General features: G+C 64.7%; 10 protein-coding genes and 1 pseudogene. 5 read left to right on the forward strand and 6 right to left on the reverse strand.

All coding sequences use genetic code 11. The features are described 5' to 3' along the window. Nucleotides 1–32: 32 nt before the first annotated feature. Nucleotides 33–3398: a ribonuclease E gene (rne, locus tag CKO42_RS09805; protein WP_200242934.1), complete on the reverse strand. Its 3366-nt coding sequence runs from the start codon at nucleotides 3396–3398 to the stop codon at nucleotides 33–35. Between the two features lie 764 nt (nucleotides 3399–4162). On the opposite strand from rne, the gene CKO42_RS09810 reads away from it, so the two are divergent. The 5 genes from CKO42_RS09810 (at nucleotide 4163) to CKO42_RS09830 (ending at nucleotide 7973) form a co-directional block, all read left to right on the forward strand. After that, a complete protein-coding gene (locus CKO42_RS09810; RefSeq protein ID WP_242479265.1) occupies nucleotides 4163–5101 on the forward strand; it encodes an RluA family pseudouridine synthase in 939 nt (312 codons plus the stop codon). Further along, nucleotides 5098–5772, forward strand: coding sequence for an HAD-IA family hydrolase (locus CKO42_RS09815; protein WP_242479266.1), 675 nt, complete (start codon nucleotides 5098–5100; stop codon nucleotides 5770–5772). The genes CKO42_RS09810 and CKO42_RS09815 overlap by 4 nt, the downstream gene beginning before the upstream one ends. Nucleotides 5773–5882: 110 nt before the next feature. Then, complete coding sequence (locus CKO42_RS09820) at nucleotides 5883–6893, forward strand: S49 family peptidase (protein ID WP_200242940.1); 1011 nt, start codon at nucleotides 5883–5885, stop codon at nucleotides 6891–6893. A 64-nt stretch (nucleotides 6894–6957) separates the two neighbouring features. Further along, nucleotides 6958–7458, forward strand: a complete 501-nt coding sequence (locus CKO42_RS09825) for a DUF5132 domain-containing protein (RefSeq protein ID WP_200242943.1) — start codon at nucleotides 6958–6960, stop codon at nucleotides 7456–7458. Further along, complete coding sequence (locus CKO42_RS09830; protein WP_200242946.1) at nucleotides 7458–7973, forward strand: HMA2 domain-containing protein; 516 nt, start codon at nucleotides 7458–7460, stop codon at nucleotides 7971–7973. Before CKO42_RS09825 ends, CKO42_RS09830 begins: the two co-directional genes overlap by 1 nt. A gap of 8 nt (nucleotides 7974–7981) precedes the next feature. Here CKO42_RS09830 and metK read toward each other — a convergent pair whose 3' ends face one another. From metK to CKO42_RS09850, 5 genes and pseudogenes are all read right to left on the reverse strand, one after another. After that, on the reverse strand, nucleotides 7982–9172 hold the full coding sequence (gene metK, locus CKO42_RS09835; RefSeq protein WP_200242950.1) for a methionine adenosyltransferase: 1191 nt from the start codon (nucleotides 9170–9172) through the stop codon (nucleotides 7982–7984). Further along, entirely contained in the window at nucleotides 9169–12426 is a 3258-nt protein-coding gene (locus CKO42_RS09840; RefSeq protein ID WP_200242952.1) for a cation-translocating P-type ATPase, read from the reverse strand. Before CKO42_RS09840 ends, metK begins: the two co-directional genes overlap by 4 nt. Nucleotides 12427–12560: 134 nt before the next feature. Next, nucleotides 12561–12671: pseudogene (locus CKO42_RS28485) on the reverse strand (septum formation inhibitor Maf); the annotation flags it as partial. 13 nt (nucleotides 12672–12684) lie between these two features. Next, nucleotides 12685–13008 (reverse strand): M48 metallopeptidase family protein, encoded by a 324-nt coding sequence (locus CKO42_RS09845; protein WP_200242954.1) that lies wholly within the window; start codon nucleotides 13006–13008, stop codon nucleotides 12685–12687. 4 nt (nucleotides 13009–13012) lie between these two features. After that, nucleotides 13013–15934, reverse strand: coding sequence for a type I restriction endonuclease subunit R (locus CKO42_RS09850; RefSeq protein WP_200242956.1), 2922 nt, complete (start codon nucleotides 15932–15934; stop codon nucleotides 13013–13015). Between the last annotated feature and the right edge of the window lie 12 nt (nucleotides 15935–15946).

Consider the following 15946-nt stretch of genomic DNA (forward strand, 5'->3'; position numbering starts at 1 on the left):
GAGATAAGCCTCTGCGTTGTAAGGGACGGTACTCATTGTCCGGCTGGATTTGACGGTTGGCCGGTAACATCGTTCGACGTCGGAGACTCTGCGCTGGCCTTGGGAGATGACGCGGCTGCAGGCAGAGGAGCCGGAGTCTTGCTCTCGGGTGCCGATGAGGCATCAGGGGAGGACTGAGTTTTGCTCTCTGGCGCCGATGTGGCTGCAGGAGAAGCCTGAGTTTTGGCCTCGGGCATCGATGCGGCTTCAGGAGAAGCCTGGGGCTTGGCCTCGGGGGCTGAGGTGACAGCTGAGGCGACAGAGGTCTGTTGCGCTGGGGCTGATTGAGCGGGGACTTGTTGAGTCGAGGCCGGTTGAGCTGAAGCTGGTTGAGGCGAAGCTGTGAATGCCGCAGAGAGGGGAGTGCTAGGTGCAGTGACTGGGCTGCTAGCCGCCTCGACGCTCGGTTTTACAGGCTTGGGCTCGGTGCGAGCCTCGGCTCGGGAGTCATCATGTCCGGGTGACTGAGGCGCATCGGATGTCGCTGTTGATGGCGCCGGAGTTGCCGGATCGGCTTTTCCGGCTGCCGGCACCGCCTCTGCGCGAGACGCCGTGCGTGCCTCGCTCGCCTGCGATCCCGATGCTGAGTCCGTGGGAGCGGCAGGCTTCACTGATGCCGCGTCATTGTGATCTTGTCCGCCGCGGACGGCCTCATCCGGCCCCGCGTCGTCGCGCTTTGCGCGCCTCGCATGTCCGTCGGCCCGGCCAGGGGACCCCCCAGATGCCTCCCCGGATGTTGCGCTCGGCTTAGGCGTGGCGTCTGACGCTGATTCGGTCGCAGCTTCGCTGCTTGCTGCCGAAGCGGGCGCTTCTTGCTGCTCGCTCGCATTGCCGTTGGCTTCAGTGCGCCGACGGCCGCGTCCGCCACGGCGACGTCGGCTTGATCGTGTCCGGCTCGAAGGCTTTGCGTCGCCATCCTCTGGGCCCGACTCGGTGCTTCCTCCCGTAGCGCTTTCCTCAGCACTCTGAACAGCCGAGCGAGCACTGGAGTTCTGGTCGGCATTCGATTCCCCCGCAGCGGGTATCTTGCGGCCTTTAGGGGCCTCGTCCGAGTGAGCACTCGATTCACTCGCGACCAGCGCCTTGGATGAGGAGACTGGCGCCGCATCGCGCTTTGCGTTGGCTGACGTCGACTGTTCGTCGGTCGTGGCTGGGCTGTTACTCGCCTCGTCGGTTGCTGCGCTTGAGCTGTCGGTACCTGGTTGATTCCGCCGACCGCGGCCGCCCCGTGAGCCGCGGCGAGAGCTACTGCGTCGCGACTGACCCGCACTCTGCGCGTTGCCGTTTGTAGCGTTCTGCGGTTGTTCCTCCGGTGAGCGCTGCGGGCTGCTGTCGTTCTCGGTGGCTGGGCTAGTCGCGCTGTCTCTATCCTGAGTTGCAGCTGTCTCGCTCAGCCCTGCGCGATCTTGGCTAGCCCCGTTCGAACGACGCGAACGGCGCTCGCCACGTTGGCTACGACTGCCTTGGTCGCTGCCGTTGCGTCCGCGATCAGCGCGCTGGCTTTTTGCATCCGACGAACCGGACCGATGGGCTCGCGGACCGCTGCCCGACGCCTGTTCTGATCCAGCGCCGGCGTGATTGTCTGCCGATGCGCCACCCGGCTGATCATTCGGCAACGCGAAGAGTGTTGACCAGATCCGCTTGAGTACGCTCTCGGTGCGCCGCCCTTGCTCGCTCGCACTGTCGGCTGCGGTCGGTAGCGTCGGAGGCTGCTCATCATCCTGTCGTTCAGGGCGCTGCGGTGCCGGCATCGAGGGGGCCAAGGCCTTCACCGCGGGCTCTTCCGGACGCGGGATGATATGCGGCCGCGCGAAGGTCGGCTCGGCCTGCGCTGGCTGTGCGGTCAGGTCGTAGCTCATCTCGTTATCGGCGAGTCGCTCCGTGTCCTGGGCGCGGATGCGCTCGATCTCGAAGTCCGGTGTCTCCATGTGCCGGTTTGGGATCAGCACCACATCGACCTTCTGGCGCTCCTCGATCTGCAGGATCTGGCGGCGCTTCTCGTTCAACAGGAAGGTCGCGACCTCAACCGGCAGTTGCGCAATGATGCGTGACGTGCGGTCCTTCATCGCCTCTTCCTCGACGATCCGCAGCACCGAGAGGGCCAGCGACTCGACGCCGCGGATGGTGCCCTGGCCCTTGCAGCGCGGGCACACCAGCTGGCTCGACTCACCAAGCGACGGCCGCAGGCGTTGACGCGACATCTCCAGCAGGCCAAAACGCGAGATTCGCGCGACCTGAACCCGAGCGCGATCGTGCTTGAGGGCGTCGCGCAGGCGATTTTCGACCTCGCGCTGATTCTTCGCCGGCGTCATGTCGATGAAATCGATCACGAACAGGCCGCCGAGGTCGCGCAGGCGGAGTTGACGGGCGATCTCGTCCGCCGCCTCCAGGTTGGTGTTGAGCGCCGTCTCCTCGATATCAGCGCCCTTGGTGGCGCGCGCGGAGTTGATGTCGACGGCGGTCAGCGCCTCGCCTTGGTCGATCACCAGCGAGCCGCCGGAGGGCAGCCTGACCTCACGCTGGAACACCGACTCGATCTGGCTCTCGATCTGATAGCGGGTGAACAGCGGCACCTCGTCTAGATACAACCGCAGCTTTTTCAGGTTGTTCGGCATCACCTGGCGCATGAAGGCTTCAGCCTTCTCATACACCTTGGCGTCGTCAACGACGATCTCGCCGATATCCACGCGCAGATGGTCGCGCATCGAGCGGATGATGACGTCGCTCTCTTGATAGATCAGGAAGGGCGCCTTGCGCTCTTCGCCTGAGGTCTTGATCGCGTCCCAGAGCTGCAGCAGGTAGTTGAGATCCCACTGCAGCTCCTCGGCGTTCTTGCCGACGCCCGCGGTGCGGACGATCAGGCCCATGTCCTCGGGCAGCTCGAGCTGACTCAGCACCTCGCGCAGGTCCGAGCGGTCGTTGCCCTCGATGCGACGTGAGACGCCGCCGGCGCGCGGGTTGTTCGGCATCAACACCAGGTAACGGCCGGCCAGGGAGATAAAGGTGGTCAAGGCCGCGCCCTTGTTGCCGCGCTCCTCCTTGTCGATCTGCACCATGACTTGCTGACCCTCCTTGATCAGCTCCTTGATGCTGGCACGCGTGCCGGGCTTGGGTGCGTCTTGCCGGAAATAGCTGCGCGCGATCTCCTTTAGCGGCAGAAATCCGTGGCGATCTGAGCCGTAGTCGACGAAGGCGGCTTCAAGGCTTGGCTCAACGCGGGTGATGGTGCCTTTGTAGACGTTGGCCTTTTTCTGTTCGCGTCCTGCGCTCTCGATATCCAGGTTGTACAATTGTTGGCCGTCGACGATGGCCACCCGCAACTCTTCAGGCTGAGTTGCATTGATCAACATTCTTTTCATCGTTGTTGGATCTCTCGCCTTGGCGCGAGGCGCGCTTCACCGCCGAGAAGCTCGGTTGTGGCGGCGCGCGCAAGCGGCTTCATGTGCCGCCGCACCCAGGAGCCCGGGTTGATCTGCCCGCGCGGCGTTCGCGCTGAACAGCCCATTTTGAAACCCGCGGCATGCCTTGGGCACGCGCTTTCAATTAACCTTCGGTGTCTCGCGCAGCGCGCCAGTCACCCTGTCGAGTCACCGGCGACACACCGATGCTCGTTAAAAACCAGTGGGGAGTCGGGAATTGCGACCGAGTGTCACAACGGGTGTCACAATTGGCTTGGCGATGCGCCATACTGTTGGCTGGCCTTACGCCTCGCGCATCGGGTCAGTCCCCAAGTGTGGGGCGATCGGCTCCACGAGGTGGCGTAGCGTCAACCTCCGGAGCCAGTAACCTTTGACCTCGCTCGGACCATCGCGATTCGCTCGGGCCGGCGCTAACCCTGTCTTATGCTGCTCCTCCCCATGAAGTCTGGCACGCGCACGTACCTTTCCACGCAGCACAAGTCGTGAATGCTAGCAAGCTTTCCCGGTACCGGCAATTGACCCTGAAGTCGACATCGAAGCAACCCAAGCACGCCCGCCCCAAGCAGAATCGCACAGCGTGCCATGTGCCGCGCGATTCTGTCGCCAATTCGCGTTCTGTTACCGCCTCGGCAGCCGCAAGCGCAGCGACTGCGCAGACGGATCAAATGTCGCGAGATCCGTCGCGAGTCCCGTCGCGAGTCCCGATGGTGCGGTGGGTGGAGGTCAGCCCCGATATTGCTGGCCAGCGGATCGACAATTTTCTGCTGGCGCAGCTGAAAGGCGTGCCACGCAGTCTCGTCTATCGCCTGCTACGCCGCGGTGAGGTTAGGGTCAATAAGGGGCGCGCGCGGCCTTCGCAGCGGCTCGAGGCCGGAGATCAGGTGCGATTGCCGCCGCTGCGGCTGCCGGCGCAGGGTGAATCTATCGCACCATCGACTCAACTTCGAGAGCGTCTTGACGAGGCTCTGCTGTACGAAGACGAACGTCTTCTGGTGCTGAACAAACCGGCCGGTCTCGCCGTGCATGGTGGTAGCGGCATCAACCTAGGGGTGATCGAAACGCTTCGCGCGATGCGCCCCGGTGCCGAGCTCGAGCTGGTCCATCGGCTGGATCGCGATACCTCCGGCTGCCTGCTGATCAGCAAGCGCCGCAGTGCGTTGCGGCGTTTGCATGCACAACTGCGCGATGGCGAGGTCGACAAGCGCTACCTAGCGTTGCTCTGCGGGCCGTTTTCGCGACCCGAGATCGAGGTCGCGGTTGCGCTGCGCACTAACCGAGTGCGCGGTGGTGAACGGGTGGTGCGCGTCGATCCGGAGGAGGGTAAGCCCTCGCGAACCTGGTTCCGTGTGCGACGACGCCTCGGTCCCTTTACCCTGGTCGAGGCAGAGCTTGATACCGGGCGCACACATCAGATCCGGGTCCATGCCGCGCACCTGGGGGCCGCGGTCGCCGGCGATCCGAAATATGGTGATCCAGCGGACAATGAGCGCCTGAAGGCGTTCGGATTAAAGCGCTTGTTTTTACATGCCGCGGCCCTGAGCTTCCGCTCGCAGGAAGACGGACCGCTGGTGCATGTCACGGCACCACTGCCTGAGCGTTTAGAGGCAGTCTTGAGTAGACTCGAGGAGGAATCTTGGACTTGACCCGCAATGCAATGCCGGAGCTGCAAGCCATCGAGCTGGTGGTGTTTGATTGGGACGGGACACTCATGGATTCGGAGGGGCGTATCGTCGCCAGCATGCAAGCGGCATTCACCGATATGGGCCGCCCGCCGCCGCCATCGGCCGCTGTACGCGAGGTGATCGGCCTGGGCCTCGAAGAGGCGATTCTGCGCCTGCCAGGGGTCAGCTCAGACCAGGATCTCAGCGAGATGATTGCGCGCTATCGTCACCATTTCTTGGTAACCAATACGATACCGACGCCGCTTTTCGAGGGTGCGAAGGCGCTTGTCGAAGCCTTGCACCAGCGCGGCCAGCTCTTGGCAGTGGCCACCGGCAAGAGCCGAAAGGGTCTTGATCAGGCCCTCGACCAGACCGGGTTGCGCCCCTGGTTCCACGCAACCCGTTGTGCGGAAGAGACCGCCTCGAAGCCGCACCCTGGGATGTTGCATGAGCTGATGGATGAGCTTGGCGTCAAGCCAGCGGATACACTGATGATCGGCGATACCGATTACGATTTACTGATGGCCCAAAACGCCGGTGTTCGGGCACTGGCCGTGGGCTATGGCACCCAGCCCCCGACGCGGCTTCTCGAACACAAACCACTGGGTTGTGCGTCCTCGATCGCCTTGCTCTCGGAGTGGTTGCTCCGCTGATCCTGTGGAGATCAGTCAGGGGCCCTGCCTCGTTCCAGAGGGCCTCACACTCATGGCGCGGTGCCACTCCGGAAGATGAATTCTCGCTCGACTGCTAGCGGAGCCTAGACATGAAGTTACCCTCTTGGATAAGACGCTGGAAAAACAGCGATCTGACCGCTGGCCAACCGATGCCAGCCACCAATGATCCGGAATGGGAGCGCGCGCTGATCAACCGCATGGCGGCCGAATTTCTGCGTCAACAACGACGCTCTCGGCGCTGGGGACTGGTGCTCAAATTCGGCATCCTCGCCTATCTGCTCTTGCTCTCGATGACCCTTGTCATGGATGGCATCGGTGGTTCGGTAGGCTCGGCTGGCGAGCATACGGCTGTCGTTAAGGTTGAAGGGCTGATCGCGGACAAGACGAACGCCAGTGCAGACCGCATTGTTGAGGGATTGCGCGATGCCTTCGAGGCTGAGAACGCTCAGGCCATCATCTTGAGCATCAACAGCCCGGGTGGAAGCCCAGTGCAGTCTGGCTACGTGTTCGATGAGATCAAGCGATTGCGGGAGCAGTATCCGGACAAGCCGGTCTATGCGGTCGCCGCTGATGTTTGCGCGTCGGGCGCCTACTACATCGCGAGTGCAGCCGATGAGATCTACGTCGACCGCGCTACGCTGATCGGCTCTATCGGCGTCCGTCTGGACAGCTTTGGCTTCCAGCGTGTCATCGACGAGCTCGGCATCCAGCGCCGGTTGCTCACCGCTGGCGAGCACAAGGGCATCCTCGATCCCTTTTCCAACTTTGATGAGTGGGATCGGGAGTTTATCCAAGGGCTCTTGGACAACCTCCATGCGCAATTCATCACCGCGGTGAAAGAGGGTCGCGGCGACCGCCTCAAGGGCGGACCGGAGCTGTTCAGTGGCCTGTTCTGGACCGGTCAAGAAAGCGTTGAGCTTGGCCTCAGTGACGGTCTCGGTAGCCCGTCCTACGTGGCTCGAGAGATCGTCGGTGCAGAAGAGCTGGTCGACTACAGCCAGGAGCGCGACCTCTGGGAGCGCGTGGCAGAGCGCGTTGGCACCAGCCTAGCGACCACGCTTGTAGAGCGCATCGGAATCGGGGCTCCCAGCTTTAGGTAGGGCCGGTCACCGACCGCTGGCCGTCTGCAGTCAACAGAACAGTGATCACAACGGAGGATGCTCGATGGCCAATCTCGACGAACTCGGCAAGAGCGGCCTCGGTCGCGGCATTGCGATCGGGCTTGGCGCGGCGCTGCTGATACCGGTCGCGGCGGTTGCACTGGCGCCCTACCTGCGCCCGGCCGCCCGCGCGACCCTGAGATTCGGCATCCTGGCCGCCGAGAAGGCGCGGGAAGCAGCAGCCGAGATCGCCGAGGTCGTTGACGATGTCGCCGCCGAGGTCCAAGAGGAGCTGCGTGCTGAGCGCAGCGCGCGCGCTGCCGACCGCGCCGCGGCAGATATCGGCGGCGAGGCCACGCCGGCTGCGGGCGGTGCAGCCGCGATGGATGCCGGCGGTAGTGCAGCCGCGATGGATGCCGGCGGTAGTGCGGCCTCGATGGATGCTGATGCTAGCGGCGAGGTCGCGATGAATGCCGGCAGCGAAGCCGCGACGGATGCAGGTAGTGAGACCGCTGCCAGCGTCAGGCGGTCTGCGGAGGCGCCCACCACGGGTGCGAGCGGTTGATGCAGAGCATCGCTTACCAGGTCCATCGCACGCGCGAGCGGATGCGCCTGCGCCTGCCCGACCGGCGCCACGACGAGGCCTTCTTTGCCGAGCTGTGCGAGCAGCTGACGGCATTGCCGGGCATCGTCGAGGTCTCCGGCAACCCGTCCACCGCCGGCCTATTGATTCGGCTCGATCCAACCCAGGCGCAAGATCCTCGCCTCGCCATCGCGGCCACCGGACGACTCCAGATCGTCGACGGCCCGCCGCCGCTGTCGCCAGGCCTCAATGCGGTGCGGCGGGCCGCCGATCGCATCGACCGGAGCCTAGAGGAACAGACCGGTGGCTCGGCGGACCTGCGCACGCTGGCCGTGCTACTGCTCATCGTTCTCGCGATGGGGCAGGTGCTTCGGGGTCAGCTGCTGGCACCGGCCGCCTCGCTGCTGTGGTATGCCTTCGAGCTACTGCGCTTCATACCGACGATACCCGAGGAGCCCGAGCCGCGGCAGAGGCCTGCGGCACAACACCTGCCATGAACGTTGCCTCAGGCTGCCGTCAGCGCATCGATTCGATCCAGGCGTTCCCAAGGTGCGTCTAGATCCTCGCGGCCCATGTGGCCATAGCTCGTGAGGTGGCGGTAGAAGCCGCCGGGTCGGGCGGCGATGGACTGTAGCCGAAGGTCGCGCACGATCGCGGCCGGACGCAGGTCGAAGGCGTTGCGGATGCGCCCCTCGATGACGGCTTCCCCGATCCGCTCGGTGTTGAAGCAGTCCACCTGGATGCTCAACGGCCAGGCCTCGCCGGCGGTGTAGCTGAGCTGCAGCTCGCACTGCTCAGCGAGCCCGGCGGCCACCACTTGCTTAGCCACCCAACGCGCCGCGTAGGCGCCGACGCGGTCGATGCGCAATGGGTCCTTGCCGCTCAGCGCCGCACCGCTGTGACGTGCCATGCCGCCGTAATTGTCCGCAGCCGTCTTGCGTCCAGTCAGCCCGCAGTGCACCTGCGGTCCGCCGCCGACGAACGGCCCCTCCGGGTTGAACGCATAGAGGGTCGACGCATCGGGCCGGATCTCGCGCTCGGCAAACACCGGCTCGACCACGGCTTGGATCAGGTCGTCGCGCAGCCGCTGCTCCGCGACCTGCATCCCCGCACGACGGCAGACGACCAATGAGACGCTGTGAATCCGCCGCGGCGTGCGGTCGTGGTAGGCAACCGCGACCTGACTCTTGCCGTCCGGCATCAGATACGGGAAGTCGCCGCGGCGCGCTGCCTGCTCTAGTCCCCGTGCCAGCGCATGGGCCAGCTCGATCGGCAAGGGCATCAAGCTGGCGGTCTGCCGGGCGGCGAAACCGAACACCGTTACCTGGTTACCGGCCGGAATCGCAGCGACGCCCGCCTCGTCGAGCTCCTCGGCGCGCACCCTTGGATAGGACTCCGGCAGCGTGCCGAGGCTGCTGGTCAGGATGCTTGCGGACTCGGCGTCGTAGTCGTCGTGATGATAACCGGCTCCGGTCAAGACCCGGCGCGCCGTCTCGGCAAGGTCGATGCGCGCGCTGGTGGCGATGCGCGTGGCCAGGAACACGACACCGCCGAACATGGCGGCCTCGGCCACGACCCGCGAGGCTGGGTCCTGCTCTAGCAGCCGGTCGACGATCTCGTCGCTGATACGGTCGCAGAGCTTGTCCGGGTGCGCGGCGGTGACTGACTCTGAGATGGAGATGTATTCGCTGGTCATTGTCCGGCTCCTTTAGTGGCTTCTCTTGCCGCTCCTTGTGCGTCTTTTTGATTGGTCCCTTGTCTGGTCCCTTGTGTAGCCCTTTGTGTAGCGCTTGGGCATGGCGCCTCGGCTGCGGATTCGGTCTCGGTCTCCGGCCGCTCGCCGGCGCCGGTGTCGTCGACAGCAGCGCTGGGCCGGCCTGAGCTGGGCTTCAGGGCCTCGTTGATCAGCAGCGGCAACAGAGCGGCCGTGAGTACGACCAGCAGATCGCGTGCCGTGAGCGGCGCCAGACCCAACAGACGGCGCAGTCCAGGCACCAGGTTCGCCAACACCTGAACAGCGAGTGAGGACGCAAGCGCGAGGTCGAGCGGGCGGTTAGGCGGCAAGCGGGTACCGCCCCAGAACACCGGGTGCTCCGAACGGCAGCTCAGTGCGTGCAGCAACTGGGCGGTGGTCAGCGTGTCGAAGGCCAGCGTGCCGGCCTTTGCGCCGGGTCCGTAGCGCGCCAGCCCATAGCCGTAGGCGGTCATGGCGGCGGCGCTGATCAGGGCTGATTCAACCCCCATGCGCGCCAGACTCTCGCGCGGCACGATCGGCTCGGCCGGGTCGCGCGGCGGTTGCTCCATGACGTCAGCCTCGGCGGGCTCCACGGACAGCGCCAGGCCGGGGAAGATGTCCGACAGCAGATTGATCCACAACAGCTGCATCGGATTCAATGGCGAGCCTAGGCCGAGCAGGATGGCCACCAGCATCACCTCGATCTCGCTGAAATTGGTGGCGAGCAGGAAATGGATGGTCTTGCGGATGTCCGCATAGATGGTGCGGCCTTGGCGAACGGCCTCGAGCATGCTGTGCAGGTTGTCGTCCTCCAGCACCAGGTCTGCCACCGCGCGGGCGACGTCGGTGCCGCTTTGCCCCATCGCAATGCCAGTATCGGCGGCCTTGAGCGCCGGACTGTCGTTGATGCCGTCGCCGGTCATCGCCACCACCCAGCCTGCCTGTTGGAAGGCCTGGACGATGCGCAGCTTGTGCCCCGGGCTGACCCGAGCAAAGACATCCAGATCGGGCACCAGGCCGCGCAGCATGGCCGGGTCCAGCCGATCGATGCCGCTCGAGTCCAACACTCGGACCTGCCGGCTGTCGCCGCGCTGGGCGGCTAGATTTAGTTCGCGGCCGACCGCTGCCGCCGTGGCGCTCTGATCGCCGGTGATCATGACAGTCTTGATGCCGGCCTGCTGGAAGTCGCGGATCAGATCGGCCATCCCGGGACGCAACGGGTCGGACAGAGCAACCAGTCCCAGCCAGATCAGCCCACGGGTTTCCATCTCGCTGACGGATGGCGCCTGCGGTTGGTGCCGATAGGCCACCCCGAGCACTCGCAGCGCATCGGCGGCCATGCCATCGTTCTCGCGCAACAGGCGCTCACGCGCTGCCTCATCCAATGGCGTCTCGGCGTCGCCGAGGTGCGTGCAACGCTCGAGCAGGTCGTTCGGACTACCCTTGGCCGCGATCAGCAGCCCGCCGTCGGCGCTGCGATGGAAGCTGCTCATCACCGGGCGGCCCTCGGCTCGCTGATGCAGCTCGATCAGCGGATGGGCGGCGCGTAGCTGAGCGATGTCGATACCATCGGCCTGCGCCAAGCGCACCAGCGCCAGCTCGGTCGCGGAGCCCTGCAGCTCGCCGTCGGCCTGGATCTGTACCTCGCTGCACAGGCTGACCGCCTCCAACAGGCGTCGCCGGACAGGTGATTGCGCTAGCGTTGCATCCGCTCCGCCGACCCCGGCTCCGGTCCCGGTCCCGAGAAACAGCCGCTGCACTGCCATGCTGTTCTGGGTCAGGGTGCCGGTCTTGTCCAAGCACAGCACCTGGACCGAGCCCAAGGTCTCGACCGCGTCTAGGTGGCGCACCGCCACCCGTTGTCGGCGCATCCGCGTGATGCCGAGCGCGAGCGTGCTGGTGGCCACTGCCGGCAGCCCCTCCGGCACCGCGGCCACCGCTAGCGACACCGAGGATTTCAACATTGGCAGCCAGCCCAGCCCCCGCACCAAGCCGGCGACAAACACGCCGGCACAGACCAGCCCGGATAACAGCGCTAACTGATAGCCGAGCCGACCGAGCTGGGTCTCCATTGGCGTCTGCGGCGGGGTGACGTCGCCCAGCATCGCCTGGATGCGTCCAAGCTCGGTGGCGAACGCGGTACCGACCACCAGCCCGGCTCCGGTACCGCCGGTGATCACCGTCCCCATGAAGGCCATGTTGGCGCGCTCCGCCACCGGCGTCTCCGGCGCGAGCACCGGGCCTGCGGCCTTGGTCACGGCCAGGCTCTCGCCGGTCAGGGCCGATTCGTCGATGCTGAGCTCGCGGCTGCTGAGCAAACGCAAGTCCGCTGCTACCCAGCTACCCGGGGCCAATTCGACCAGATCGCCCGGCACGAGCGAGTCGATCGGTGCGGTCCTCGGCAAGCCATCCCGTCGCACCTGACAGTGCCTCGGGCGCACATCCGCGAGCCCGCGAATCGTCTGTTCGGCTTGTCGCTCGGTGAGCCAGCCGATCGCGCTGTTGATGCCGACGACAACGAGGATCACGGCGGCGTCGGCAGCGCCCCCGGTCAGAACCGAGATCAGGGCGGAGGCGGCCAGCAGCCCGACCGGCGCGGTCAGCAACTGCTCCAGCAACATCGCGAGCTGCGAGCGCCCACTCACCATGCCGAGATGATTTCTGCCAAAGCGGGCCAGCCGACGTGCAGCTTCAGCGGTATCCAGCCCGCCGTCGTCCGTCACCTGCAGCGCGTGGCGGACCTCCCGCGGCGACATCGCGTGCCAGTGGCGCGGATCGAAACCAGAAATGGTCTCGGTGGCGTGGCGGGACGGCTCGTCGTGGAGCAGCCGGCGGAGCCGACCGATCTTGCCAATGGCGCGGATGGGGCTAGATGCTGAAGGATTCGCCGCGCTCGGCTTCAGACCCTGAGTCTTAGGCGATTGGCGCATCGGTCGCGCGGCATGCAGGGTGTTGCTCGCGAGGGCGTCGAGCAGGGCTGAGACGCGACGGAGGATAGAGTCGCAGTCAAGCTCGCGATTGTGCAAGATCAACAACGCGCCCGTCAGCGGGTTGGCCGTTGCGGCGATGATATCGGGCTGGCCGGACAGTTCCTCGGCAAGCCGGCGAGCAGACGCTCGGTCCCGATAGAGCGACAGCAGACGCAGCCGCAGCCGACCCGGCACGGCCTGGTGCAGCACCTCGATCTGTCGCTCATCAACCGCGACTGCAGTCATCGGGTCGACCTCCAAAGCCACCTCGGCCGCAACGCATGAAGGGTGAGCCATCGCCGCCATTAGGATCTGTTAAAAGTCTAGACGATCACGGTTCCGACTGTTCGAGCTGCTCCCGATGGCTCTGCACGGCTGCATCAGGCCTGCAACGGATCGATTCTGGCTGCGCCCAGCAGTTCGCAGAGCCGAATCAGAGGCAGCCCGATGAGGCTGGTCGGGTCAGCGCCCTCTAAGCGCTCGAACAGCGCGCGAAGCAATGGGTCAACTCCGCGCCGAGCTAGCCATGTCTACCAACCGCGCCTCCATCGCCTCGTAATCCCCCAGATGCGCCTGCATGAGGCTCTTCCAGAGCTTGCCGTGATTGGGTACCGAGAAATGCAGCAACTCGTGGACGATGACGTAGTCCCACAGCCCGGTATCCAGCCCGAGCAACTCGTCGTTGAAATTCAGCCGTCCGTTAGTGGAGCAGGACGCCCACTTCCTGCGCATGGGGCGGACGCTGAGCTGGACGACCTTTACGTCCAACCGGTCCGCCCATTCGCGGACCCGGTGCTTGAACGCCTGCTTGCGTGCGGCATCGGCCATCCCGCTAAATCCGCTCCGCCTTGTCCAGCAGGGTGAACAGCTCGTCCACCAGTGCCGTGACCCGATCCAGGTCCTCGGTCTCGGCGAAGATTGCGAAGGTCACCCGCTTGCGCAGCTCGCGCAAGGCGTTCTCGCTTCGCTTCCAGTTGGAGCATTCCCCAAAGGCGAGCCGGATCTTGCGGCTGACTGCCTCGGAGTTGCCGATGCCGGCATCCAACAGGGTGCAGTAGACGAAATAGGTCAGGCCGTCGAAGGACTTCTCGGCCTGCTCCTGCTGTCTGGTCTCGTTCGACTCGACCTCCCGCAGCAGCGCCGCCAAGGCCTCCGCCGTGTCGAGCTGGCGGCTTTCGAAGGCATCCTGCACCGCCCGCGCACGCTCGGCCATGGCGATCAGGTAGGGGTCCTCGCTCTCCTCCTCGGCCTTGCGCTCGATACCCTTGACCAGGTTGATCACCTTGGTGGCGTCGCCGCCCTGGCGCTGCTTGATCAGCTCGATGGTCTCGGCGTTGATCTCGACCAGCCCGTCGACGCGTTGCACCTCGTAGGTGCCGACCTGCTCCTGCACCAGCCGGTTGGTTTTGCGCTGGAACTCTCGATCCACCTGCACGCGCCTGCTGTACGCCTTGCGGACGACTGCGTAGATGGCGGACAGGGTGCCGTAGTCGTCCATGAAGGGCCGCAGGAAGGCGTCCGGCGAGATGATCTCGTAGAGCATCTCGATCTCCTTGTACTCCTTGAAGAACGTCTTGCGCCGCTCGGGGTCGCGGAAATGCTCGATGAGGCTGTCCACGTCCTTGTCGTTGAAGTTGCGCTCGATCAGGCCGAGGTAGGCCGGGGCCTTGGACTCCATCTTGTTCTTGAACAGGACCTTCAGCAGCTTCAGGTCCTTCACGATGGCATTGATCTCGTCGCTGTCGAAGGCCAGCGCCTGCTCCAACTTGTCGAAGATGCCGACGAAATCCAACACGAAGCCGTGGGGCTTCACCATCTCCTGCGCCTCGTTCTCATAGGGGCGGTTAACGCGGGCGATGGCCTGCAGCAGCGTGTGGTCTCGCATCGGCTTGTCGAGATACATGGCGTAGAGCACCGGCGCGTCGAAGCCGGTGAGCAGTTTCTCGGTGACGATGAGGATCTTGGGGTGCTGGTCGAGCTTGCCGAAGCGCTTGCGGATCTGCCGCTCCCGCTTCGGGTCGAGATGGAATGCCTTGAGCAGCTTGGAGTCGTTGTTGCTGCCGGTGTAGACGACCTCGGAATACGCGGGCGGCAGGAACTGATCCAGGGCGTGCTTGTAGTGGGCACAGGCCTCGCGGTCCACGCCGACGAGGAAGGCCTTGTAGTCCAGCGGCTCGACGTTCTCGCGGTAGTGCCTGGCGACGAACTGCGCCACCTCCTGAATCCGCGACCTGCCCTTGAGGAAGTTCTTCAGATTCACCGCCCGATCGAGGATCTTGTTCAGCGCCTCGATGTCCGCCACCCCTTCGGCCTCGGCCAGCGACAGGAACTCCTTGTCCAGCGTCTCGTGCGGAACCAGCATCTCGTTGGGGGCAAGCTGGTAGTAGAGCGGCAGCGTCGTGCCGTCCTCGATGCTGTCGGCGATGGAATACTTGTGCAGATACCCTTGGTCGTCCTCGCAGCCGAAGGTCTTGAAGGTGCCCTTGCCGTAGACCGTCTTGTCCACCGGAGTACCGGTGAAGCCGATGAAGGTCGCGTTCGGCAAGCCAGCCATCAAAAAGTTGCCGAGGTCGCCGCCGGTCGTGCGGTGGGCCTCGTCGATGAGCACATAGATGTTCGAGCGCCTGTTGAGGTTCGCCGGCATGTCGCGGAACTTGTGGATCATCGTCACGATGATGCCCCGATAGTCGTCGCGCAACAGCTGGTTGAGCCGGGCGATGCTGCTGGCGTGCTCCAGGTTGCCCAGGCCCAGCGCCGCGAGGTTCTTGAGCATCTGATCTTCCAGCTCGTTGCGGTCGATCATCAGCAGCACGCTGGGCTTGTCCGCCTCGGGCGCGCGAAACAGCCGCTCCGCCGCCTTGATCATCGTGAAGGTCTTGCCGCTGCCCTGGGTATGCCATATCAGCCCACGGGTGCGGATGGGATCGAGGGCGCGGCCGACCGTCGCGTCCACCGCGCCGGTCTGGTGCTGGCGCAGGATGTACTTGTTCAGCTCCTCGTCCTTCTCGGCAAAGACGATGTAGTCCTTCAGGAAGCCGAGCACCCGCGGGATGGCGCAGAAGCCCTTCACCTTGGCCTCCAGCTTGCCGACCTCCTCATCCTTCCAGTTGAAGATGTTCCGCCGCACCGTGTTCCAGCTCACCCCGTAGCAAAAGCCGATGGCATCGGTGGCGGTGAACAGCTGCTGCGACACGAACAGCTCGGGCGTCTCACGGTGGTAGCGGCGGATCTGGTCCACCCCCAGCGCAATCGCCTCGTCCTTGTTGGCGTTCTTGCACTCGATCACCAACACCGGGATGCCGTTGATGAGAAAGACGATGTCTTGCCGCGTGCCGTAGTGGCCGTTGTGAAAGGCCCACTCCTCGGTGACCTCGTAGACGTTGTTCTCGGGATGCGCGTAATCGATCAGGATCAGGTCGCGCTCGCGCTTCGCGTCAACATCGAAGAACGTGCCACGGTTGCGCAGGTGCTTGATGAATTCCCGGTTGCCGTAGATGTCGGTGTGCAGAAGCCGGAAAGCCCCGAGCAGCGCACCCTCGGCCTCGGCGTAGCTCGGGTTGAACTCCCGCACCTTGGCGGCGAGCAGGTCGTCGAAGAAGAGCGAACGACCCTTGGCGCGTTCGGCGGATGGCACGTCCGGGTCAAATCCGCGTCGCTTCTCCGCTTGCTCGCGGGGCACAAAGGTCCAACCGATGGCCTGGGCGTATTCGAGGATGCGGGCTTGGACGGTCTTGTGTTCTCCGGGTTTCGGCATGCGCAAACTCCG

It is taken from the genome of Lamprobacter modestohalophilus (assembly GCF_016583905.1).
GTDB lineage: Bacteria > Pseudomonadota > Gammaproteobacteria > Chromatiales > Chromatiaceae > Lamprobacter > Lamprobacter modestohalophilus.

Coding starts and splice junctions, on each gene's coding strand:
- rne (WP_200242934.1), bottom strand. CDS start 3,398: ATGAAAAGAATGTTGATCAATGCAACTCAGCCTGAAGAGTTGCGGGTG.
- CKO42_RS09810 (WP_242479265.1), top strand. CDS start 4,163: ATGGTGCGGTGGGTGGAGGTCAGCCCCGATATTGCTGGCCAGCGGATC.
- CKO42_RS09820 (WP_200242940.1), top strand. CDS start 5,883: ATGAAGTTACCCTCTTGGATAAGACGCTGGAAAAACAGCGATCTGACC.
- CKO42_RS09825 (WP_200242943.1), top strand. CDS start 6,958: ATGGCCAATCTCGACGAACTCGGCAAGAGCGGCCTCGGTCGCGGCATT.
- CKO42_RS09830 (WP_200242946.1), top strand. CDS start 7,458: ATGCAGAGCATCGCTTACCAGGTCCATCGCACGCGCGAGCGGATGCGC.
- metK (WP_200242950.1), bottom strand. CDS start 9,172: ATGACCAGCGAATACATCTCCATCTCAGAGTCAGTCACCGCCGCGCAC.
- CKO42_RS09840 (WP_200242952.1), bottom strand. CDS start 12,426: ATGACTGCAGTCGCGGTTGATGAGCGACAGATCGAGGTGCTGCACCAG.
- CKO42_RS09845 (WP_200242954.1), bottom strand. CDS start 13,008: ATGGCCGATGCCGCACGCAAGCAGGCGTTCAAGCACCGGGTCCGCGAA.
- CKO42_RS09850 (WP_200242956.1), bottom strand. CDS start 15,934: ATGCCGAAACCCGGAGAACACAAGACCGTCCAAGCCCGCATCCTCGAA.